Consider the following 21192-nt stretch of genomic DNA (forward strand, 5'->3'; position numbering starts at 1 on the left):
GCGTGCGGCTGCGCGCCAGCGGACGGCCGCGGCCCTGCCCGGCCGCGGCGGCCGCGCGTCGGGGGCGGTCCCGGTGATCCGCCGCGTCCTCCGCTTCGGCGTGGTCGTCGCGCTGTCGCTGTCCGTGGCCGCTGCTCCGGCCGCCGCGGCGGACCCGCCCGACCCCGGCACGGTCGAGCGGCTCTCGCACGGGACCGGCGTCGCCGCCTATCCGTCGCTCGTCTACACCCCGAAGTCCTACGACCCCGCGCGGCCCGCGCCGCTGCTCGTGATGGTCCACGGCTGCCAGACGACCGCCGAGCAGCAGATGCGGGCCAACCTCTACAACCGCCTCGCCGAGCGCGAGCGGTTCGTCGTCCTCTACCCGGACGTCGACTTCGGCGCCACCACGCAGCCGGGACCGCTGGCGCGCTGCTGGCGGTTCTTCTGGCCGGGCAGCTGGCACCGCGACGGCGGCGACGCGGGCGCGATCGCCGGGATGACGCGCGAGGTGATGGCGCGGCGGCGGATCGATCCGGAGCGGGTCTACCTGATGGGCATGTCGGCGGGCGGCTTCATGACCTCGATCATGGCCGCCGCCTACCCCGACCTCTACGCCGCCGTCGGGATCATGTCGGCCGGTGCCTACGCCGACCCGCTCTGCCTGCTCGGCAGCCCGGTCACGACCCCGGTGGCCGACAGCGCGTGGCAGGCGTTCAAGGAGATGGGCCCGCGGGCGCGCGTGGTGCCGCGGCTCGTGATCGGCGGCGACGCCGACACGGGCATCGTGCCCGCGTGCCAGGAGAAGGCGCTCGAGCAGGGCCTGCGCACCAACAACCTCGTGATCGGCGGGCGCCAGGACGGGCCGATCCCGCTGACGCCCGCGACCGTGCGGCAGGAGCGCCAGGCCGGCGGCCACGACTCGACCGCCCGCACCTACCGCGACCCGAACGGCTGCCTGATCGGCGAGCGCTGGGTCGTCCACGGCATGAACCACTTCTGGTCCGGGGGCTCGAGCGATCCGAAGCTCGCGAGCTTCACCGATCCCAAGGGCCCCAGCGGCGCCGAGATCTCGTGGCGGTTCCTCTCCCGCTACACCAGGCGCTCGACGGCGATGCCCTGCGCCGAGGCTCCCGTCGCGCCGCCGCCAGCGGCCGCCCCGGTCCCGGCCCCGACGCCGCCCCAGCGCTGTCGCGAGCGGTCGATCGCGCTGCGGCTGCCCGCTGGCGCGACGGCGGCCACCGCGACCGTCAACGGGCGTCGGGTCGCGGCCCGGATCGCGCGCGACCGCCTGCGCCTGCGCCTGCCGGCGCGCGTCCGGACCCGGACCGTCGTGGTCGTCCGCGCGCGCACCCGTGGCGGCGACCGCGTCACCCGCCGGCATGCCTACCGCGGGTGCGGCCCGCGGCGCGCCGGTTCCTCGTGAGCGGCGCGGGCGGACGCGGCAGACTGGGGCGATGGAGATCGACCGCGACGACCCGCTCCGCGACGACGTCCGCGCCCTGCTCGAGCAGCACCTGCGCGACATGCGCGCGAACTCGCCGGCCTGCAGCATCCACGCGCTCGATCCGCTGGCCCTGGCCGGGCCGGACGTCAGCTTCTGGACGCTGCGGGCGGAGGGCGCCCTGCTCGGCTGCGCGGCCCTGCGCCAGATCGCCGCCGACCACGGCGAGATCAAGTCGATGCGGACCACCGCCGCGGCCCGCCGTCGCGGAGTGGCCGCGCGCCTGCTCGCGCACGTGCTCGACGAGGCGCGCGCCCGCGGCTACGCCAGGGTCAGCCTGGAGACCGGCGCCCAGGGCTTCTTCGCCCCGGCCCGGGCCTTCTACGGCTCGCGCGGCTTCGTCGAGTGCGGGCCGTTCGAGGGCTACGGGCCGGATCCCAACAGCGTGTTCATGACGCTGGCCCTGGGCTGAGCCCGGCGGCGCCGGGGTCGCTGCGGCTGCGGAGGGCGGCGTGCCCCCGCGGGGCCCTCTAGCATCCACTCGATGCCCGAGACTGCCGGCGAGGACCCGGCCTCCAGTCCCGAGCGCGCCCTCGCGCGCGCTGCTCCCGGACCGACGACGGCCCGGGATGCTCCCGGGAGCGGCCGATGATCGAGCTGCTCCTGCTGCTGGTCGCGATCGCGCTGGTCGTCGCCTGCGGCTTCTTCGTCGCGGCCGAGTTCTCGCTGCTGACCGTCGACCGGCCGACGGTCGAGCGCGCGGCCGACGGCGGCGACCGTCGCGCCGGCGGCGTGCTGGCGGCGCTGCGCACCCTCTCCACCCAGCTGTCCGGGGCGCAGCTGGGGATCACGGTCACCAACCTGGCGATCGGCTTCCTGGCCGAGCCGTCGATCGCGCGCCTGATCGACGGGCCGCTGCGGAGCGCCGGGATCCCCGGGGGCGCGGTCGACGGGGTCGCGGTCGCGATCGCGCTGATCCTGGCGACCGCCTTCACGATGATCCTCGGCGAGCTGGTGCCGAAGAACCTGGCGATCGCCCGGCCGCTGGCGACCGCTCGCAGGGTGGCCGGGTTCCAGCGCGGGTTCACCCACGCCAACGCGATCCCGCTGCGGGCCCTCAACGGGACCGCCAACCGGATCCTGCGCCGGCTCGGGATCGAGCCCCAGGAGGAGCTGGCCTCGGCCCGCTCGGCCGAGGAGCTGGGATCGCTCGTGCGCCGCTCGGCCGAGCAGGGGACGCTCGAGCCCGAGACCGCCCACCTCCTGCAGCGGTCGCTGGCGTTCGGCGACCGGCGCGCGCTCGACGTCATGACGCCGCGCGTGCGGACCTACGCGATCACGCCGCTGGCGACCGCCTCCGACGTCCTGCGGCTCTCGCGCGAGACCGGCCACTCGCGGTTCCCGGTCGAGGGCGAGGGCGCCGAGGAGGTGATCGGCATCGTCCACATCAAGCAGGCGTTCACCGTCCCCTACGAGCAGCGCGACACCGTCACCGTCGGCCAGATCATGAGCGAGCCGGTCGTCGTGCCCGACACGCTCGAGCTCGACCCGCTGCTGGCGATGCTGCGCGAGGGCGGGCTGCAGATCGCCGTCGTCGTCGACGAGTTCGGCGCCGTCGCCGGCGTCGTCACGCTCGAGGACCTGATCGAGGAGATCGTCGGCGAGGTCACCGACGAGCACGACGCCCCCGAGACGCTCGCGCAGCGCGACGCCGACGGCAGCTGGCTGCTGTCGGGGCTCCTGCGTCCCGACGAGGCGACGGCGGTCGTCGGCGTCGAGATCCCCGAGGACGAGGACTACGAGACCCTCGGCGGGCTGGTCGCGCTGCACCTGGAGCGCGTCCCCGACGCCGGCGACGAGGTCCAGCTGCTGCTGCCGGACGGGGAGCGCCCGCGGTACGAGCTGACCCTGACCGTGACCCGGATGGACGCCCTGCGCGTCGACGAGCTGCGGCTGCGGGTGCGGCCGATCGAGCACGAGGACGGGGACGACGAGGATGTCGCCGCCGACGGGGAGCAGCGGCGATGAGCGACGGGATCGCGCTGCTGGTGGCGATCGCGCTGCTGGCCGCCAACGGCTTCTTCGTCGGGGCCGAGTTCGCGCTCGTCTCGGCCCGGCGGACCGTGATCGAGCCGCGCGTCGAGGCCGGCTCGCGGCGGGCGCGGATCACGCTCGGCGCGATGGAGGACGTCTCGCTGATGATGGCCGGCGCCCAGCTGGGGATCACCATCTGCTCGCTCGGACTGGGCGCGATCGGCGAGCCGGCCGTCGCCCACCTGCTCGAGGGGCCGTTCGCCGACGTCGGCGTGAGCGAGAGCCTGCTGCACCCGGTGGCGTTCGCGATCGCGCTGACCGTCGTGGTCTTCCTGCACGTCGTGATCGGCGAGATGGTCCCCAAGAACATCGCGCTGGCCGGCCCGGAGCGCTCGGCGATGGTGCTCGCGCCGATCCTGGTCGTGGTCGTGCGCGTGCTGCGCCCGGTGATCGCGCTGCTGAACTGGATCGCGAACCTGGTCCTGCGGGCGATGGGGGTCCAGCCCAAGGACGAGGTGACCAGCGCGTTCACGCGCGACGAGGTCGCCGGGCTGGTCGAGGAGTCGCACCGCGAGGGCCTGCTGGAGCACGGCGAGGGCCGGCTGCTGCTGGACGCCCTGCAGTTCGAGGACCGCACGGCGCGCGCGGTGCTGCTGCCCGCTGCCGGCCTCGAGACGATCCCGGCCGGCGCGACGCTGGAGCAGATCGAGGCGCTCGCCGGGCGCACCGGCTTCTCGCGCTTCCCGGTCCGCGGCGCGGACGGCGGCTGGAGCGGCTACCTGCACGTCAAGGACCTGCTGCGGGACGAGATGGTCCCGCGCGCCGCGCCGCTCCCGGCGCGCTTCGTGCGGCCGCTGCCGGTGGTCCGCGACAGCGATCGCCTGCGTTCGATCCTGCGCACGATGCAGCAGTCGACGGCGCACCTGGCGCAGGTCCGCGACGCCGACGGCCAGGTCGTCGGCATGGTCGCCTTCGAGGACGTGCTGGAGGAGCTGGTGGGCGAGATCCGCGACGAGAGCCAGCGGCTGATCGGGCCGTGAGCCGCCGGCCCCGCGGCGTGCGGGGCCGGCGGCGCGCGTCGATCAGCCGATGCGGACCGGGAACGACAGCCGGTCGCGGCCGACCGTCACCCGCAGCGTGTAGCGGCCACGGGCGATCGCGCGGCGGGCGGCCAGCTTGGCCGTCGTGCCGCGGGCGTAGGTCCGGCCGCCGCGGACCAGCTGGGCGCGCGAGCGGACCAGCGTCGCGCGCGTGCTCCTGCCGACGCTGCGCACGCTGCAGGACACGGTGCGCTTGCCCTTCCGCCGCGTGACGCGGCAGGAGACCTTGGCGTCGCGGCCGGCCGGGCCGCGGGAGCCCTTCGGGCCGGTGGCGCCGCTGTCGCCCTTGGGGCCGCTGGCGCCGTTCTGGCCGGCGTCGCCCTTGGGGCCGGCCGGCCCCGCCGGACCGGTCGCCGGGACGTCGCTGCCGCGCACCGGCACCTGCGGGATCGTGAAGCTGTCGACCGGCTGGCCGGTCGCCATCAGCTGGTGGGTGACCGGGTCGAGCGCGTCGGTGCGAACGAACTTGGCGCTGATCGCCTTGGCGCCGAAGGTGAACAGCAGCACCGCCGGCATCGTCTCCGCCGACTGCGACCAGGCGACCCAGGGCTCGCCGTCGAGCAGGCCGTCGTAGTTCTTGCCGGTCGTCGACTGCTCCAGGTACGTGGTGCCCTTGCCGGGCGCGACGATCTCGGGCGAGAGCTTCGGCTGCCCGGCCTGGCGGTCCGGCGTCGGCACGCCGACCAGCGGGTAGCTGCGGACGTTGTGGGCGTCGTGGCCGGAGACCACGACCTCGACCCCGTACTTGTCGAACAGCGGCATCACGTCGTCACGCAGCTCCGGGTCCGCGTACTCGGGGTAGACCCGGCTGGTCTTGGAGTGGAACGGCGGCTGGTGCATCACGACGACCTGGAACCGCGTGCGGGTGACGGCGGACGCCAGGTCGGCGTCGAGCCACTCCAGCTCGTGCTTCCAGTAGTCGGGGTAGACGGACGGCTTGGAGCCGGGGCTCGCCTCGAGGATCGTCCAGTGGACGCCGTTGTAGTCGTAGGAGTACGAGCGGTTCTCCTGGCCTGACGGCCCGTTGGCCGGGTTCGGGAAGTGGGCGTAGAAGAGCGGCGACGCGGTGCCCGGCTGCGCGGTGTTCTTGTACTCGTGGTCGCCGAGCGCCGACAGGAACGGGACGCTGCCGAGCAGGGTCCGGGTGGGCGAGCCGTCCAGCGGCGTGCCGTTCGGGAAGCTGTAGGCCGCGCTCAGCAGGCGGTCCCACATGTCCTCCTTCGTCCCGTCGTTCAGGTTGTCGCCGGAGGAGACGACGAAGGCCGGCCGCTGGTTCTGGTTCCAGGAGACCTTGTTCGCCTGGTTCAGGCCGATGACGCCCGGGACGCTGTAGTCGCCCGGGCCCGACGCGCCGAACGCGACGACGTCGTCGCCGTCGTCGACGTGGACCTCGCCGTAGGTCGCCGCGGTGTAGGGCTTGTCGCCGCCCTTGGCCGTGGTGAACGTGCCGGGGGCGACGCCCGCCGGGGTCGCGCTGCTGGTGGCCAGCCAGTCGTAGCTGGCGCCCGGCGTCAGGCCGGTGAAGGTCCCCGTGAAGAACGTGAAGACCGGGCCGGGACCGCCGGCCTTGCCCTGCGCGTCGGTGCGCGTCAGCGGCAGCGTCAGGCAGTCGCCGGGGGCGCCCGCCGCGGCGCAGGCGGCGACGCCTCCGGCGGCACCGGCCGGCCGGGCGTAGGCGGTCGCGGTGGTCCCGGCGACCGCCGCGTCCTCCTTGAAGGTGACCGTCATCGCCGTGCTGGTGTTGCCGGCGAAGCCGAGGTGCGCCTGCGTGATCGCGGCCTGCGAGGCGGCGCAGGGCAGCAGGGCGAGCGCCGCGGTGATCGCCGTCAGGCGACCGAGGCGGCGTGGGGTGGCTGAAGCCATCGGGGAAGTTCCAAATCGTTTGGTGACGTGCGGAGCCAACCAACCAGTTCGAAAGCCGCCGAACGTTGCCGTGCGGTGAAGCGGGCCCCAAGTCGCGAGCGCCGGCGCGCCCGGTTCGTCGACCGGCGCCAGCCTGATCGCCGGAAGCCGACGGCCGGCCTCGCTAGCCTGCGGAGACCCGCTTCCACCAGGGCGGCCCGTGGCCGCGAACGGGGACGACGATGGCTGACCGCCAGGACCTCGAGTTCACCTACTCGCTGATCGACCGGATCTTCCGGCTGAGCCTCGGCGAGTCCGCCGACTTCAGCGGCGCGAAGTACGACGGCGACTTCTCGCTGACCCTCGAGCAGGCGCAGCGGCGCAAGCACGACTACGTCGCCGAGCAGATCGGGATCGAGCCCGGCCGCCGGATCCTCGACCTCGGCTGCGGCTGGGGACCGCTGCTGTCGGACATCCGCCGCCGCGGCGCCGAGGGCGTCGGCGTCACGCTCTCGTCGGCCCAGGCGGCGGCCTGCCGGCGCCACGGCCTCGACGTCCACCTGGAGGACGCGCGCCAGGTCGATCGCGACCGCTTCGGCGGCTTCGACGCGGTCGCCAGCCTGGGCGCCTTCGAGCACTTCTGCTCGCCGGAGGAGGCCGCGGCCGGCCGCCAGGAGCAGATCTACGGCGACCTCTTCGCGAACGTCGCGGGGCTGCTGCCCGACCGCGGCCGCTTCTACCTGCAGACGATGGTCTTCGGCCGCAACATGATCGATCCCGAGCGGGTCAGCATCGATGCGCCGCGCGACTCGGACGAGTGGTACCTGGCGCTGATGGGCCGCCAGTTCCCCGGGTCGTGGCTGCCGTTCGGGCACGAGCAGATCGTCCGCAGCGCGGCGCCCCACTTCCGGCTGGTCTCGGCGGTCAGCGGCCGGCTCGACTACATCGAGACGATCAAGCAGTGGCGCAGCCGCTTCGCCGAGCCGAGCCTGCGCAAGACGCTGATGAAGGCCCGGCTGGTGCCGCGCTGGCTGACCAGCTCCGACTTCCGGCTGGCGTTCACGTCGGGGGTCAGCGCCAACAGCGTCTGCTTCGAGCGCGAGCTGCTCGACCACTTCCGGCTGGTCTTCGAGCGGATCTGAGCGATGGCCGAGGCCCGCCACCGCCGCAGCGCCGGCCTGCTCCTGCACCGCCGCGACCGCGACGGCCTGCGGGTCCTGATCGCGCACATGGGCGGACCGCTCTGGGCTCGCAAGGACGAGCGGGCGTGGTCGATCCCCAAGGGCGAGCACGCCGACGACGAGCCGCCGCTGGACGCCGCTCGCCGCGAGTTCGTCGAGGAGCTGGGGCTGGCGGCGCCGGACGGCCCGGCGATCGACCTCGGCGAGGTCCGCCAGGGCAGCGGCAAGCGGGTCCGGGCCTGGGCGGTCGAGGCCGACCTGGACCCCGAGGCGATCGTCCCCGGCACCTTCGAGATGCCGTGGCCCCCGCGATCGGGACGGACGATCGTGGTCCCCGAGGTCGATCGCGTGGCCTGGATGACCGTCGACGAGGCGCGCCCGCGGCTGGTCGCCGCGCAGGAGGCGTTCCTCGACCGGCTGGTCGCGGCGCTCGCCGACTGACCGCCGGCCCCGCGAGATCGCCCGCACGGCCGATCGCGCAGGCCGCTGCCAGCCGCGATGATCCGCGGCGAGATGGCCGCCGACCAATGGGACCAGGGCTACGCCAAGACGCCGCTGCCGAGGAAGCTCGGCGTCAAGGAGGGCCTGCGGATCGCCGTCCTCGACGCGCCGGAGGGCTTCGTCGAGCGCGGCCTCGGACCGCTGCCCGACGGCTCGACGGCCGCGGCCGGGCTCGACGGGCCGGTCGACCTGGCGATCGCCTTCGTCAGCGAGCTGGCCGCGCTCGAGGCGCAGCTGCCGGACCTGGCCCGGGCGACCGCCCCCGACGGCGCCTTCTGGGTCGCCTGGCCGAAGAAGGCCAGCAAGGTCCCGACCGACGTGACCGAGGACCGGATCCGCGACGTCGTGCTGCCGCGCGGCCTGGTCGACGTCAAGGTCTGCGCGATCAGCCCGATCTGGTCGGGCCTGAAGATCTGCCTGCGCCGCGAGCTGCGCGCCTAGGGCGCGTCGCGCCGCGACCGCGACCGCGCCCGGCGGCGGCCCGCGGGTTGACCGCCGCCCGGGCCTGGAGAAGACTGACCGGGACCGGCTCCCGTCCCGGCTCCGCGATGACCGACGACGCCCTGCCCCTCGCCCCGCCGCACGCCGACGCGGCGCCCGCCGGCCGCTCGGCGGCCCCCGCCGTCGGCCGGGAGTCGCGGGTCGGCGCGCCGATCGTCGCCCGGCGGGTCGTGGCCGTCGCGCCCGGCCCGCTGTTCGCCTTCCTCGCCGATCTCGAGAACCACTGGCGGATCGCGGAGCGGTTCGTGCGGGTGGTGCGGCTGGAGGGCCGGCGGGGCGCCCACCACGGCAGCGTGCTGCGGGTCGCCGGGCCGCTCGGCCTGTACCGCACCACCCAGGCCGAGATCCAGGCGACCGTCCGCGAGCGCGAGATCGTCGGGGTGGCGCAGGTCGGGCGGCGGACCGCGGCGCAGGTCGCCTGGCGACTGGAGCCCGCCGGCGACGGCACGGCGGTGACCCTGCGCGCCGACGTGCTGCGGGTCGGCCGGGGCGACCGGCTGCTGCTGGCGCTGGGCGGCCGCTGGTGGCTGCGGCGGGGGTTCGCGGCGGCGCTCGGATCGCTCGAGGCGGCTTGCCAGAATCCGGTCGATGCCGACCGGTGACCGCGTCCTCGTGCCCTTCGACGATCTGGCCGAGGTGGCCGGGCCGGAGTGGCCGTTCGGACTGCGGGTCGACGTCTGGGACGGCACCGGCGATCCCCCGGCGGACCTCGACGACGTCGCGCTGCACGTCCTCCCCTACGGGGTGCCGCGAGCCTACGAGGCGCTCGACCGGCTGCCGGGCGTGCGGATCGTGCAGAGCCTCCGCGCCGGCGTCGACGAGCTGCTGCCGCTGGTCGGGCCCGACGTGGTCGTCGCCAACGGCCGCGGCCTCCACGACGCCTCGACCGCGGAGCACGCGCTGGCGCTGATCCTCGCCGCCCAGCGCGAGCTGCCGCGGTGGGTCCGGGACCAGGACGCCCGGCGCTGGGATCCCCACTTCGTCGGCTCGCTCGCCGACCGCCGCGTGCTGCTGGTCGGCGCCGGCGCGATCGGCGGCGCGATCGCCCGCCGGCTCGAGGCCTGCGAGGCCCAGGTCGTCCCGGTCGCCCGGCGCGCGCGGCCCGACGAGGGCGTCCATGCGATCGACGACCTCGACCGGCTGCTGCCCGATGCCGAGATCGTCGTCCTGGTCGTGCCCGACACCGCGGACACCCGCGGGCTGCTCGACGCGCGGCGGCTGGCGCTGCTGCCCGACGGGGCGCTGGTGGTCAACGTCGGCCGCGGCAGCGCGATCGACACCGCGGCGCTGGTGGCCGAGGCCGGTCGGCTGCGAGCCGCGCTCGACGTCGTCGACCCGGAGCCGCTGCCGGCCGACCACCCGCTCTGGACCGCGCCCGGGATCCTGATCACGCCGCACGTCGCCGGCGGCTCGGCGACCTTCCCGCCGCGGGCCCGGCGGCTGGTCGTCGAGCAGCTGCGGCGGTTCGCGGCCGGCCAGCCGCTGGCGAACGTGATCGAGCGGCCGTAGCTCCGACGTCGGCCCGACGCCCGGGTCAGGCGGGGACCGCCGCGGGCACCCGCGCCAGCGCCGCCGCGACCATCATGTCGACGCAGGCGTCGAGCGGGATCGTCGTCGACTCGATCACCAGGTGGTAGTGGGACGGATCGCGCGGGTCGCAGCGGTAGAAGTGGCGGACGTAGGCCTCGCGGGCGCGATCGGTCTGCTCCAGGCGCCGCTCGGCCGTCTCGCGGTCGATGCCCTCGATCCGCATCGCCTGGGCCAGCCGCCGGTCGCGCGGCCCGTCCAGCCGGACGTGCAGCGCGCCCGGGTGGTCGCGGAGGGCGAAGGCGCCCGCCCGGCCGAGCACGACGGCCGACCCGCGCCTGACCCGGTCGCAGATCACCCGCTCGGTCACCTGCTGGTAGGCGCGGTCGTCGAGCAGCTCGTCGCGCTCCAGGCCGCCCCCGCCGTAGACCTGCGCCACCGGCGCCAGTCGCACGAGCAGCCGCTCCAGCGCACTGCCCAGCGACTCGTCGCGGCGCAGCGCGTCGTCGAGCGGGACCGCCAGCCGCTCGCTGACCTCGGTCGGGATCGCGCGGTCGAGGAAGGTTGCGCCGAGCCGCTCGGCGACGGCCGGGCCGATCCGGCTGCCGCCTGCGCCGTAGGACGCCGAGATCGTGATCACCGTCATGTCGCGCTCCTCCGCTCCAGCGCTCGGCGGGGTGGCCCGGCGGGCGCGTTCCGTAGCCCCCACGGTACTCCGGACGGCGGCCGACGGGGGACGGATGAGCGGCCGCGTGCGACGGTTGCCGCGGCGGCGCTCGATCTGCCACCCTTGGCCGCGGCGGCCGCTCGCGGCCGCAGAGCGATGAGGCCCGCTCCACAACCGCGGCGTGACCGCTGATGGCTTCTACGACCACGTCATCCGACGCTCGTGGAGCCTGCCCGCCCGATGCCCCAACCTCGTTCCTCGTCGCCCGATCCGCGCCTGCTGCTGGCGGTCTTCGCCGGGGGCGCGCTCGGCGCGCTCGCCCGCGCCGGCCTCGTCGAGGGGTTCCCGCACGACCCGGCCAGCTGGCCGTGGGTGACCTTCCTCGTCAACGTCCTCGGCGCCGCGCTGCTCGGCTGGGCCGTCACGCGGCTGCAGGAGCGGCTGCCGGTCTCCACCTACCCGCGGCCGTTCCTCGGGACCGGGGTCTGCGGCGGGCTGACCACCTTCTCGACCATGCAGCTGGAGATCGTGCGGATGGCCGATGCCGGCGCCTGGGGCCTGGCGATCGGCTACGCGGCGGCATCGGTGGCGGCCGGCCTGACGGCGATGACCCTGGCGACGAACCTCGTGCGGCGAGCACGCCTGCGGCCATGAGCGGGGTGCTGGTCTGGATCGGCGTCGGCGTGCTCGGGGGCACGGGGGCGCTGCTGCGGTTCCTGCTCGACGGAACGGTCTCCCGGGCGACGGCCGCCCGCTTCCCCAGCGGGACCCTGGCGGTCAACGTCAGCGGAGCCCTGGTGCTCGGCGTGCTGTCGGGGATCGACCTGGACGGCGACGCGCTGCTGCTGGCCGGCACCGCGCTGGTCGGCGCCTACACGACGTTCTCGACCTGGATGCTGGAGAGCCACCGGGCGGCCGAGGAGGGGCGGTTCGGCGTGCTCGCGGCGAACGTCGCGGGGAGCCTGGCGCTCGGGCTGCTGGCCGTGCTGGCGGGGCGCGCGATCGGCGGCCTCTGGTGAGCGCCGGCGAGCGGGTCGTCCACGACGGCCTGCGACTCACCAGCTACCTCGGCGAGCGCGACCGCGACGGCGCCGGGCGGACCGTCGACCAGCTGCTCGACCGGTTCGCCGAGCGCGGGGTCGCGGCCAGCGCGCTGCTGCGCGGGGTCGCGGGCTTCGGGCTCCACCACGCGCTGCGCAGCGACCGGCTGCTGAGCCTGTCGGAGGACCTGCCCGTCGTCGCCGTCGCGATCGACCGTCGCGAGCGGATCGCGTCGCTGCTCGACGACGTGCTGGCGGTCCAGCGACGCGGCCTGGTGACGGTCGAGCGGGCCTGGGTCTCCGGCGCGCCGGGGCCGTTCGATCGCGAGGGGCAGCGCAAGCTCACCGTCCTCGTCGGCCGCCAGGCCCGCGTCGACGGGACCTACGCCTACGAGGTCGCGGTCGCGCGGCTGCGGGCGGCCGGGATGGCCGGGGCGACGGTCCTGCCGGCCGTCGACGGCACCCGCGGCGGCGTGCGGCGGCGCGCCCGCTTCCTGTCCGCCAACGCCGACGTCCCGGCGATCATCCAGAGCGTCGGCGACGCCGCGGCGGCCGAGCGCGCGCTGGTCGCGCTCGACGGCCTGGCCGTCCCGCGCACGGCGACGATCGAGCGGATCCTCGTCTGCAAGCGGGACGGCGTCCGGCTGGCCGAGCCGCCGGCGCTGCCCGACGTCGATCCGGCCGGCGCGGCGATCGGCCAGAAGCTGGTCGTCTACGCCTCGGAGAGCGCTCGCCACGACGGTCGGCCGCTGTACGCGGCGCTCGTCGATCAGCTGCGGGCCGCGGGTGCCGCCGGCGCCACGGTCCTGCGGGGGTCGTGGGGCTTCCACGGCGACCATGCGCCGCACGGCGATCGCCTGCTGGCCGTCCGCCGGAGGGTGCCGGTGGTGACGGTGATCGTCGACCGGCCGTCGCGGATCGGCCGCTGGTTCGCGATCGCCGACGCGCTCACGAGCGAGACCGGGCTCGTGACCTGCGAGGCGGTGCCCGGCTTCTCCGCGGCCGGCTCCGACGCCGGCCACGGTGGCCTGGCGCTGGCGGATCTCCGCTGACGGCGGGGCGCGGGCGCGCAGCCTGGATCCACCGGTCGCCGATCCTCGGCGGATCGCGCTCAGTCGTCGGCGCTCGGCCGCTGGCGGCCGCGCTTGACCTGCGCGCGGCGGCCCTTGGCCTCGACCCGGCGCTTCTTCGACCCGAGGGTCGGGCGGGTCGCGCGCCGCGACGGCGGGACGTAGAGGGCCTGCCGCAGCCGGTCGGCCAGCCGCTCCATCGCGAGGTCGCGGTTGCGGGCCTGGCTGCGGGCGTCCTGGGCGATCGCGCGGACGACCGGCCCGAGCCGCTCGATCACCTGGGCGCGCTGGCCGGCGCTGAGCGCGTGCGTGTGACGGACGTCGAAGCTGACCTCGATCCGCGACGCGGTCACGTTGGCGTGCTGGCCGCCGGGGCCGGAGGAGCGGCTGGCCCGCACGACGATCTCCCGCAACGGGATCCGGACGCTCCCGGTGATGCGCAGGTGCTGGTCCTCCATCGTCCGTCGCAGGCTACGCGAGTCGCCGCCGCGCGACCGTCGGCGCCGACGCACGCCGGACGGCGGTCGGCGACCGTGCCCGCCGGTCGACCGGCCCGCCGGCTGCCGTCGTTCGCCCCGATCCTGGCGCGATCGCACTCGCGCCTGCGAGGATGGGGGAACGATGAGCGATCTGCAGCGCCGATCCCGCAGCGGCCTGAGCCGCACCCAGCGCGTCGACAAGGCGTTCCGCCTGACGGTCGCGACCGGCGGCCTCGCCGTGGCCGCGATCGTCGGCCTGGTGGTGGGGCTCGGCTGGCTGGTCGCGATCGGCGTCGTCGGCGCGGTGCTCAGCGGCTGGATGCTGCGCAACACGCTGCGCTAGCCGGACCCGCCCGCGGATCGCCGTCTGGTCGCCGCAGCGACGGCGAAGCGGCGATCCGACGGCCCAGCGGCCCCGGATCGCCGTCTCGGCCCCCGCTCGATCACGAGAGCGCGATCGAGCGTCCGGCTACCGGATCTTGACCGCGGTCCCCATCGGCACCCGGCCGTAGAGGTCGATCACGTCGCTCGGATGCATCCGGATGCACCCGTGCGAGGCGCGGCTGCCGATCGACCACGACTCGGCCGTGCCGTGGATCCCGATCCCGTCGCGAAGGCCCAGCCAGCGCGCCTTGAGCGGGTTGTTGGGCGCCCCGCCGGGGATCACCTGGCCCTGCAGCGATCCGGCCCACGGCGAGTTCGGGACGTGCCAGGCCGGGTTCACCTGCTTGGAGGTGATCGAGTACATCCCCGGGGGCGTGTCGTGGCCGGCGGCGCCGACCGCGATCCGGTAGGTCTTCGACAGCCGCAGCTTCTTGAACAGCCGCAGGTGGAAGGTCTGGCGGTCGACGGTGATCAGGGTTCCGTAGCGGCGCTTCAGCGACGCGATCGTGACCGACGGCGAGGTTCGGATCACCGGCAGCAGCAGGGCGGAGCGGTCCTTCGCCGGGTCCAGCAGGACCGGAACGACCAGCTTGCGGAGGGCGCCGCGGCTGAGCTTCCAGCCCTTGCGCGATCCGCGGATCCGCTGCTTGGTGATCCCGATCCGGACGGTCGCGTCGCGGGTCCGCTTCTGCATCGAGGAGAGCGCGTCGAGCCACTTCGAGAAGGCCGCCGAGTCCCAGCCGATCGCCGGCTGGACGGTCTCGCCGCCGCGGGCCTTGAGGGCGCGGCCGGCGGTCGTGTCGGCGTCGTAGCCGTAGCCGATCCGCTCCATCGTCAGCCGGTGCGGCCGGTTGGCCACCCGCACCACGACGTCGGCGTTCGAGGCGCGCTTGCCCTGGTAGGCCTGGGTCAGCAGCTGGACGGCCTCGGCCCGGGTCCTGCCGGACAGGTCGAGGTCGCCGACCTTGACGCCGGCCTTGATCAGCGGCGCGGTCGGCGTGGTGGTGGTCGGCGTCGGGTCTTGGGCGGACGCGAGCGGGACGATGGCCAGCAGCGAGGCGGACGTGAGCAGCGCCAGGCGCACGGGGACGCCGAGGCGGCGGGGTGACGACGGCATCACTCCAAGGTAGGCAGACCGCCGCGATCCCGTGCCACCTGCAGCCGCTCGTGCAGGCGGGCCGGCGCGCTCAGCCGTGCGCGACCTCGCGCCGCGGATCCTCGGTCGGCGTGTCGCGGACGCGGACGCAGAAGTCGTGGATCAGCTCGCCGACGCGGGCGGGGACCTCGAGCTGGGGGCAGTGGCCGACGTCGGCCAGCAGCTCGTACTCGGTCGAGGGCAGGGCGGCCAGCAGGTGCCGCGAGCCGCGGTGGCTGACCATCCGGTCGCGGTCGCCCCAGATCAGCAGCACCGGGCACTCGATCAGGCTGTGGTCGAACGGCTCCAGCAGCTCGGGCAGCAGCCGTCGGCCGGTGTGGAGGATCCGGCGCACGTCGCGGCGGGTCTCGTAGTGCTGCGTGAAGCGGGCGAGGACCTCGCGCCGGGCTCGCAGCGGATGGGCGAACGCCAGCTGCCGGAAGACCTGCGCGAGGATCATCCGCACCAGCGGCGTCGGCACCGGGTTGACGTCGCTGAGCAGGAAGCGCAGCAACGGCTGCTGGTCGATCAGCTGGAACCAGCGGGGGTGGTCGAAGCCGGCCGGGTCGATCGGGATGATCCCGGCCGGGGAGGGCCGCCCCTCGGCCGCCAGCAGCGCCGTCGCGCCGCCCATCGAGTTGCCGGCGATCACCGGGGCCTCGCCGTCGCCGATCAGCGCGCTGAGGCCCGCGACCAGCCGCACGTACTGGGGCAGCATCGGCTCGTCGGGCAGCAGTCGATCGGCCTGCCCGAAGCCCGGCAGATCGATCGCGACCGAGCGCTGGCCGCGGGCGGCCAGGTCGAGCATCACCGGTCGCCAGGTGTCGGCGGAGTCCGTGAACCCGTGCAGGAGCAGCAGCGGCGGCCCGTCCAGGCCCGGGCCCGCGAGCTCGAGGAGACGGGTGCGGACCCCGTCGATCTCCACCGAACGCTCGTCGATCACCACGCGGGGCATGGACGGACGCTAACAGCCTGTCAAGCGGATCCCCGGCCGCCTGGCCAGGCGTTCGAGGGCCGCGGCGGTCCGAACTGGACGGACCGTCCGGTTGCGGTGATCGCGTCGATCGCGGCACGGAAAAGTCGCAATCTGCAGGGAGTTTCGCGCGCTCGTGACGGGCTCGGTGCTGTCCGGCGGCGTCCGTACCTTGGCCGCATGGAACTCCGCGACCTCGACGACGGCGCACCGGTCGACCTCGTGCTGCTCGTGCGTGCCGTCTCGCGGCGGGTCCGTCGCGAGGGTGGCGAGCCGTTCCTGAAGCTCGAGCTGGCCGACCGCTCGCAGACCCTGCCGGCGATCGCCTGGGAGGACGCCGACGAGGTCTCCGCCTTCGCCGTCCGCGGGGCGACGGTGCGGGTCGAGGGCAAGATCGAGGTCTCCGAGCGCTACGGCCGCCAGCTGGCGATCGGCAAGCTCTCGCCGGTCCCGCGCGAGCAGGTCGACCTGTCGACCCTGCTGGAGGGCCCGTCGGTCCCGGTCGCCGAGCTGGAGCAGCGGCTGGCCGCGCTGATCGAGCGCACCCGGGACGGCTGGACCCGGCGGCTGCTGGACCTCGTCTTCGCCCGCGACGGCGCCTTCTGGAGGCGCTTCCGCGAGGCGCCGGCGGCCAAGTTCTTCCATGAGGCCTATCCCCACGGCCTGCTCGACCACACCGTCCGCGTGGCGGAGGCGGTCGAGGCGCTGGCGCCGATGTTCGGCGGCGTCGACCGCGACGTCGCCGTCGCGGGGGCGCTGCTGCACGACATCGGCAAGGCCCAGACCTACACGACCGACCCGGTCGCCCCGGACCTGACCGACCTGGGACGGCTCGAGGGCCACATCGTCCTCGGCTACGAGATCGTCCGGCGCGTGATCGGCAAGCTCGACGGCTTCCCCGAGGAGACCGCCCGCTCGATCCGCCACATCGTGCTCAGCCACCACGGCAAGCAGGAGTACGGCAGCCCGGTCGTCCCCGCCACGCGCGAGGCGGTCCTGGTCCACCACGTCGACGACCTCGGCGCCCGGATGGGCAGCTTCGACCGGCTCCAGCGCGGCCTCGCGCCCGAGGAGCAGTGGAGCGGCTACGACCGCGCGATCGGCTCGGCGGCCTACTTCGGCCCGGCCCGGCGCGAGGTCGAGCCGCTGGAGTCGGTCGACCCGCCGCCCGCGGACGCGCTCGCCGCCGCCCCGGCCGCGGTGCCCGACGCGGTTCCGGCGACGCCCCCGTTCGAGGCGCCGCAGGCGGCGTAGGCCCGGGGCCTACGCCGAGCGCGCCAGCGCCTCGCGCCCGGCCGCGGTGATCGTGACCGTCGTCGGCGGCTGGGACCCGCAGAGCCCGTCGGGCCCGCAGTCCGGAGGCGCGTTGCGGGCCACCCAGCCGCGCTCGACGGCGTCGTCGAGGGCCCAGCCGAGCAGCTCGCGGTCGGGATCCCCGAGCCGGCTCCGCAGGCCGTCGAGCGTCGTCACCCCGCCGTGGCGGAGGGCGGGCAGCAGGTCGTGGGCTCGTGGCGCGTGGTCCACGGAGCGAGCGTAGCGCGGCCGCCCGGCCACCCCGCGAGCCCGCCCGATCGGCGTCCGGGCGACGTCCGCCCGCGGCCTCCGGAGCCCGTCGCCGACCGCACCGATCGTCCAGTACCAGGCCGCAGCAGTCCCCGCCGGGCCCCTCCGGGCCGTACAGTCCACCGGCGATGGCGAAGGACACCGAGAAGCTGATCAGGCAGCTCTCGCTCATCTCGTACCTCATGGCGGAGCGGCGGCCGGTCACGGCGCTCGAGATCCGGCGTGACGTCGAGGGCTACAGCGGGATGAACGAGGACGCGTTCGCGCGGCGGTTCTACGCGGACCGGGCGGAGCTCGAGTCGCTCGGGATCCAGCTGACGATCGAGCGGCCCGGCGACGGGACCGCCGAGCAGGAGCACTACTCGCTGCGGAGCGAGAACTTCCACCTGCCGCCGATCGCCTTCACCGACGACGAGCTGGCCAGCCTGCAGCTGGCGCTGAACCTGCTCGACGGCGAGTTCGCCTACGCCGAGCCGCTGCGGCTGGCGCTCCAGCAGCTGTCCTGGGGGCGTCCGAGCCCGCTCGGCGGCGGTGGACGCGGACTCGGGATCGGCACGGTCGGGCTCGGCGTCACCGCCCAGGTCCACGGCCGCGACCCCTCCCAGCGGCTCGCCAAGGTCGAGTCGGCGATCTTCCGCAACAAGACGATCACCTTCGAGTACCACTCGATCCACCGCGACACGGTCGAGCCGCGCAAGGTCGACCCGTACCACCTGCTCTTCCGCGGCGGCCAGTTCTACCTGCTCGGTCGCGACCACGAGCGCGACGAGCTGCGGGTCTTCCGGCTCTCGCGGATCCGCGACAAGGTCGCCTACGCGACCAAGGCCGAGCACGACTTCCGGCGCCCGGTCGACTTCGACCCGCGGCCCTACGGCGACCGCGCCGACTGGCAGATGGCGGAGTCCGTCGGGACCGCGCGGATCCGGATCGCCGAGCGGATCGGCTGGCAGGTCCAGCGCGCCCACGGGCGGCAGGGGACGTTCGCCCCGGCGGACGGCGACCCCGCCGTCCCGCCCGCGGTCGACGACGACGGCGTGATCCGCGGCGACGTGGTCTTCACCACCGAGTACGGCGTGACCCGCTCGCTGCTCGGCTGGGTGATGCGGATCGGCGAGCACGCCGAGATCCTCGAGCCGGCCGACCTGCGCGAGGAGTACGAGCGCCGCGTCGCGCTGGTCCGCGAGCGGCACGACGGGGCCTTCCCGGTCGCCGCCGGCCACCCGTTCGTGCTCGAGGAGGAGCCGGGCGTGACCGCGCCGGCGACCCGCGACGGCGTGATCCGGCCCGAGCGCTTCGCGCGGCTGGTGACGCTGGCGTCGATCCTGATCCACGCCGGCCGCCAGCACGAGCGGCTCGAGGTCGAGGAGCTGACCAGCCGCCTGAACGTCAGCGAGCCCGAGCTGCGGGACGACATCAACGTCCTCAACGTCGTCAACTTCGGCGGCGGCTCCTACGTGCTCTACGCCGAGGTCACCGACGACGGCCACGTCGAGGTCGACAACGAGCCCTACAGCGACCACTTCGCGCGGCCGGCGCGGCTGCTGCCGGTCGAGGCCAAGGCGCTGGTCGCGGCGGTCGACCTGATCGGGGACCACCTGCCCGAGGGCACGCTGGGAACGGTCCGCGCGAAGGTCGTCGCGGCGCTCGGCGAGGATCCGCTGGAGCACGGCCTGCAGGTCGCGCACGGCGGCGGCGACGACCGCGACCTGGCGCGCCTGATCTCGGGCGCGATCATGGACCGCCAGCTGATCGAGTTGGACTACTACAAGCCCAACGAGGACGAGTTCGTCAAGCGCCGGGTCGAGCCCTACGCGCTGATCAACGGTCGCGAGGGCTGGTACGTCGCGGTCTTCGACCCGATGCGCGAGGACGTCCGCCACTTCCGGCTCGACCGGATTCGCTCGGCCGAGGTGCAGGAGGACACCTTCGAGCGCCGGCCCGAGGTCGACCCCGCGGCCGATGTCGCCGGCTGGCCGCGGACCGGCCAGCTGCCGGCCAGCCGCAGCGCCCGCGTCTGGGTCAGCCCCGAGCGGGCCCGCTGGGAGCGCGAGCGGCGCACGATCCTCGAGGAGCTCGAGGACGGCGCCCTCGTCACCGAGATCGCCTTCGCCGGCGTCGACTGGCTGGTCCGCGAGGTCCTGACCGAGATCGGCGACCTGGTGGTGCTGGAGCCGCAGGACGCCCGCGACGCGGTGCGCGACGCCGCGGCCGGCATCGCCGGCTGAGCGCGCCGTCCGGTCCCGCCGCCCCGCGGGACCAGGAGGCTGCCCGACGGTCGGGCTGCGGTGACCGTCGAGACGGGACGGCCGGGGTTCAGGGGCGGCTCCCGATTGTCGGCGGGTAGGCGGTCGGGTTCGATCGCGCCGTGTCCACACCACGGAGGGGGAACCGCATGGATCGTCGATGGGTCAGGGGGTCGCTGGCCACGATGCTCGTCGCCGCGACCGCGGCCGCGGCCAGCGCGCCAGCCCAAGCGCGACCGACGCCGCTCGAGCCGCTGCTGAAGCCGCTGCTCGATCCGCTCCAGCTGCTGGACCGCGGGCTGCTGGACCTCGACCGCGACGGGGCGGGGACGCTCGAGGAGCTGCTGCTCCAGGGCTGCAACCCGCTCAGCGCCCGCGATACCGACGGCGGCGGCCTGGCCGACGGGGTCGAGATCGATCGCGGCACCGACTGCCTGAACCCCCGCGACGATGCCGAGGCGCCGCGGCCGGACGCCGACGGCGACGGGGTGCCTGCTCCCGAGGACTGCGACGACCACGACGCCGCGGTCCGCCCGGGGAACGAGGACCCGGCCGATCCGGACGCGATCGACGCCGACTGCGACGGCTTCGACGGCGATCCGGCCGGCGGCGTCTTCGTCAGTCCCGAGGACGGCGACGACGCCAACGCCGGGACCCGCGAGGCTCCCAAGAGGAGCCTCCAGGTCGCGATCGACACGGCGGCGGCGGAGGGCAAGGACGTCTTCCTCGACGCGGCCGTCTACCGCCTGCCCGAGGGCGCGCGGCTGCGCAACGGCGTGAACCTCTACGGCGGCTACCGCGCCGCCGACGGCTGGAGCCGAGTCGGCGCGCCGGGGATCACCCGGATCGAGGGTGCGCCGCAGGGCGCGATCGCCAAGGACGGCGTCAGCGCGGAGTTGCAGCTGCTCGAGCTGCGCGGCGATCCGAGCGCCGAGTCGCCGACCGCCTACGGCCTGCGCGCGGTCAACGCGTCCGAGACGTCGACCGTGACGCTGCGGCGGGTCCGGGTCCGGGCGGCCGACGGCGCCAGCGGCGTGGGCGGCGTCGACGGTACGCCGGGCGGCGACGGCAACCCCGGGCAGGCTGGCGGTCCCGGCGACGAGGACGGCGGCCGGGGCACCGGCGGCAACGGCGGCACCAGCCCGCTGAACTACGGCGGCCGGGGCGGCAGCGGCGGCCACGAGGACCAGGACGGCATCATCGGCGCACCCGGCGAGGGTCCCTTCGGCGGCAATCCCGGCCGCGGCGGCTTCGAGCACGGCTGCGACGGTGGCGAGGACGGGGTCGACGGCTTCCCCGGCGGCACCGGCACCCGTGGCGCCGACGGCCGCAGCGCGAGCGACAGCCTCGACGACGCCCACGAGACGTTCCTGCCCGACGAGCCGTTCCCGGGCGGTCAGGGAAGCGACGGCAGCGGTGGCGGTGGTGGTGGCGGCGGCGCCGGCCAGGGTGGCGCGGCGTGCGTCGACGGTGGCGGCGCGGGCGGTGGCGGCGGCGGGGCCGGCGGCTTCGGCGGCAGCGGCGGCGCG

The 21192-nt window shown here is 75.1% G+C and carries 21 protein-coding genes, 1 pseudogene and 1 riboswitch; of the genes and pseudogenes, 16 read left to right on the forward strand and 6 right to left on the reverse strand.

The annotated features are described in order from the left end of the window. The 4 genes from PAI11_RS05070 to PAI11_RS05085 all read left to right on the forward strand — a co-directional run. On the forward strand, positions 1-1405 hold a 1405-nt coding region (locus PAI11_RS05070; protein ID WP_211656551.1), incomplete at its 5' end, for an extracellular catalytic domain type 1 short-chain-length polyhydroxyalkanoate depolymerase. Between the two features lie 31 nt (positions 1406-1436). After that, a complete protein-coding gene (locus PAI11_RS05075) occupies positions 1437-1895 on the forward strand; it encodes a GNAT family N-acetyltransferase (protein ID WP_007571544.1) in 459 nt (152 codons plus the stop codon). A gap of 176 nt (positions 1896-2071) precedes the next feature. Then, a complete protein-coding gene (locus tag PAI11_RS05080; RefSeq protein WP_007571546.1) occupies positions 2072-3451 on the forward strand; it encodes a hemolysin family protein in 1380 nt (459 codons plus the stop codon). Continuing rightward, positions 3448-4497: a hemolysin family protein gene (locus PAI11_RS05085; protein WP_007571549.1), complete on the forward strand. Its 1050-nt coding sequence runs from the start codon at positions 3448-3450 to the stop codon at positions 4495-4497. Before PAI11_RS05080 ends, PAI11_RS05085 begins: the two co-directional genes overlap by 4 nt. 42 nt (positions 4498-4539) lie before the next feature. Here PAI11_RS05085 and PAI11_RS28270 read toward each other — a convergent pair whose 3' ends face one another. Further along, positions 4540-6420 (reverse strand): metallophosphoesterase, encoded by a 1881-nt coding sequence (locus PAI11_RS28270; RefSeq protein WP_007571552.1) that lies wholly within the window; start codon positions 6418-6420, stop codon positions 4540-4542. 221 nt (positions 6421-6641) lie between these two features. Between PAI11_RS28270 and PAI11_RS05095 the strand changes: the two genes are divergently transcribed. From PAI11_RS05095 to PAI11_RS05115, 5 genes are all read left to right on the forward strand, one after another. After that, entirely contained in the window at positions 6642-7541 is a 900-nt protein-coding gene (locus tag PAI11_RS05095) for an SAM-dependent methyltransferase (RefSeq protein WP_007571557.1), read from the forward strand. A 3-nt stretch (positions 7542-7544) separates the two neighbouring features. Beyond that, positions 7545-8021: an NUDIX hydrolase gene (locus PAI11_RS05100; protein ID WP_007571559.1), complete on the forward strand. Its 477-nt coding sequence runs from the start codon at positions 7545-7547 to the stop codon at positions 8019-8021. Positions 8022-8093: 72 nt separating this feature from the next. After that, on the forward strand, positions 8094-8522 hold the full coding sequence (locus PAI11_RS05105; RefSeq protein WP_007571560.1) for a hypothetical protein: 429 nt from the start codon (positions 8094-8096) through the stop codon (positions 8520-8522). Between the two features lie 107 nt (positions 8523-8629). Further along, entirely contained in the window at positions 8630-9184 is a 555-nt protein-coding gene (locus tag PAI11_RS05110; protein WP_007571562.1) for an SRPBCC family protein, read from the forward strand. Further along, positions 9171-10091, forward strand: coding sequence for a 2-hydroxyacid dehydrogenase (locus PAI11_RS05115; protein ID WP_007571564.1), 921 nt, complete (start codon positions 9171-9173; stop codon positions 10089-10091). The genes PAI11_RS05110 and PAI11_RS05115 overlap by 14 nt, the downstream gene beginning before the upstream one ends. A 25-nt stretch (positions 10092-10116) precedes the next feature. On the opposite strand, the gene PAI11_RS05120 is transcribed toward PAI11_RS05115, so the two are convergent. Continuing rightward, the gene (locus tag PAI11_RS05120; RefSeq protein ID WP_007571566.1) at positions 10117-10755 is read right to left on the reverse strand and encodes a cytidylate kinase-like family protein; all 639 of its coding nucleotides are present in this window, start codon (positions 10753-10755) and stop codon (positions 10117-10119) included. Between the two features lie 164 nt (positions 10756-10919). Then, positions 10920-10984, forward strand: a riboswitch (Fluoride riboswitch). A gap of 32 nt (positions 10985-11016) precedes the next feature. Between PAI11_RS05120 and crcB (PAI11_RS05125) the strand changes: the two genes are divergently transcribed. The 3 genes from crcB (PAI11_RS05125) to PAI11_RS05135 are packed head-to-tail and all read left to right on the forward strand — an operon-like array spanning position 11017 to position 12868. Then, a complete protein-coding gene (gene crcB / locus PAI11_RS05125) occupies positions 11017-11430 on the forward strand; it encodes a fluoride efflux transporter CrcB (RefSeq protein ID WP_007571568.1) in 414 nt (137 codons plus the stop codon). Next, positions 11427-11795, forward strand: a complete 369-nt coding sequence (gene crcB, locus PAI11_RS05130; RefSeq protein ID WP_007571570.1) for a fluoride efflux transporter CrcB — start codon at positions 11427-11429, stop codon at positions 11793-11795. The genes crcB (PAI11_RS05125) and crcB (PAI11_RS05130) overlap by 4 nt, the downstream gene beginning before the upstream one ends. After that, entirely contained in the window at positions 11792-12868 is a 1077-nt protein-coding gene (locus PAI11_RS05135; protein WP_007571572.1) for a DUF190 domain-containing protein, read from the forward strand. The genes crcB (PAI11_RS05130) and PAI11_RS05135 overlap by 4 nt, the downstream gene beginning before the upstream one ends. A 59-nt stretch (positions 12869-12927) precedes the next feature. On the opposite strand, the gene arfB is transcribed toward PAI11_RS05135, so the two are convergent. Then, entirely contained in the window at positions 12928-13344 is a 417-nt protein-coding gene (gene arfB, locus PAI11_RS05140) for an alternative ribosome rescue aminoacyl-tRNA hydrolase ArfB (protein WP_007571574.1), read from the reverse strand. Positions 13345-13507: 163 nt separating this feature from the next. Here arfB and PAI11_RS05145 point away from each other — a divergent pair, with 163 nt between their 5' ends. Next, on the forward strand, positions 13508-13708 hold the full coding sequence (locus PAI11_RS05145; RefSeq protein WP_007571577.1) for a hypothetical protein: 201 nt from the start codon (positions 13508-13510) through the stop codon (positions 13706-13708). A gap of 126 nt (positions 13709-13834) precedes the next feature. On the opposite strand, the gene PAI11_RS26115 is transcribed toward PAI11_RS05145, so the two are convergent. Both PAI11_RS26115 and PAI11_RS05155 read right to left on the reverse strand, forming a co-directional pair. Continuing rightward, positions 13835-14866: a L,D-transpeptidase gene (locus PAI11_RS26115; protein ID WP_007571579.1), complete on the reverse strand. Its 1032-nt coding sequence runs from the start codon at positions 14864-14866 to the stop codon at positions 13835-13837. A 70-nt stretch (positions 14867-14936) separates the two neighbouring features. After that, positions 14937-15839 carry an alpha/beta fold hydrolase gene (locus PAI11_RS05155; RefSeq protein ID WP_040598495.1) on the reverse strand — a complete coding sequence of 301 codons (903 nt, stop codon included), beginning with the start codon at positions 15837-15839 and terminating at the stop codon, positions 14937-14939. Positions 15840-16037: 198 nt separating this feature from the next. On the opposite strand from PAI11_RS05155, the gene PAI11_RS05160 reads away from it, so the two are divergent. Then, positions 16038-17111: a 3'-5' exoribonuclease YhaM family protein gene (locus PAI11_RS05160; protein WP_007571582.1), complete on the forward strand. Its 1074-nt coding sequence runs from the start codon at positions 16038-16040 to the stop codon at positions 17109-17111. 9 nt (positions 17112-17120) lie between these two features. Here PAI11_RS05160 and PAI11_RS05165 read toward each other — a convergent pair whose 3' ends face one another. After that, positions 17121-17381 (reverse strand): hypothetical protein, encoded by a 261-nt coding sequence (locus tag PAI11_RS05165; protein WP_007571584.1) that lies wholly within the window; start codon positions 17379-17381, stop codon positions 17121-17123. A 167-nt stretch (positions 17382-17548) separates the two neighbouring features. Between PAI11_RS05165 and PAI11_RS05170 the strand changes: the two genes are divergently transcribed. Next, positions 17549-19645, forward strand: a complete 2097-nt coding sequence (locus PAI11_RS05170; protein WP_007571586.1) for a helix-turn-helix transcriptional regulator — start codon at positions 17549-17551, stop codon at positions 19643-19645. A 167-nt stretch (positions 19646-19812) separates the two neighbouring features. Then, positions 19813-21192: pseudogene (locus PAI11_RS26815) on the forward strand (putative metal-binding motif-containing protein); the annotation flags it as partial.

Source organism: Patulibacter medicamentivorans, assembly GCF_000240225.1.
GTDB classification, from domain to species: Bacteria; Actinomycetota; Thermoleophilia; order Solirubrobacterales; family Solirubrobacteraceae; genus Patulibacter; species Patulibacter medicamentivorans.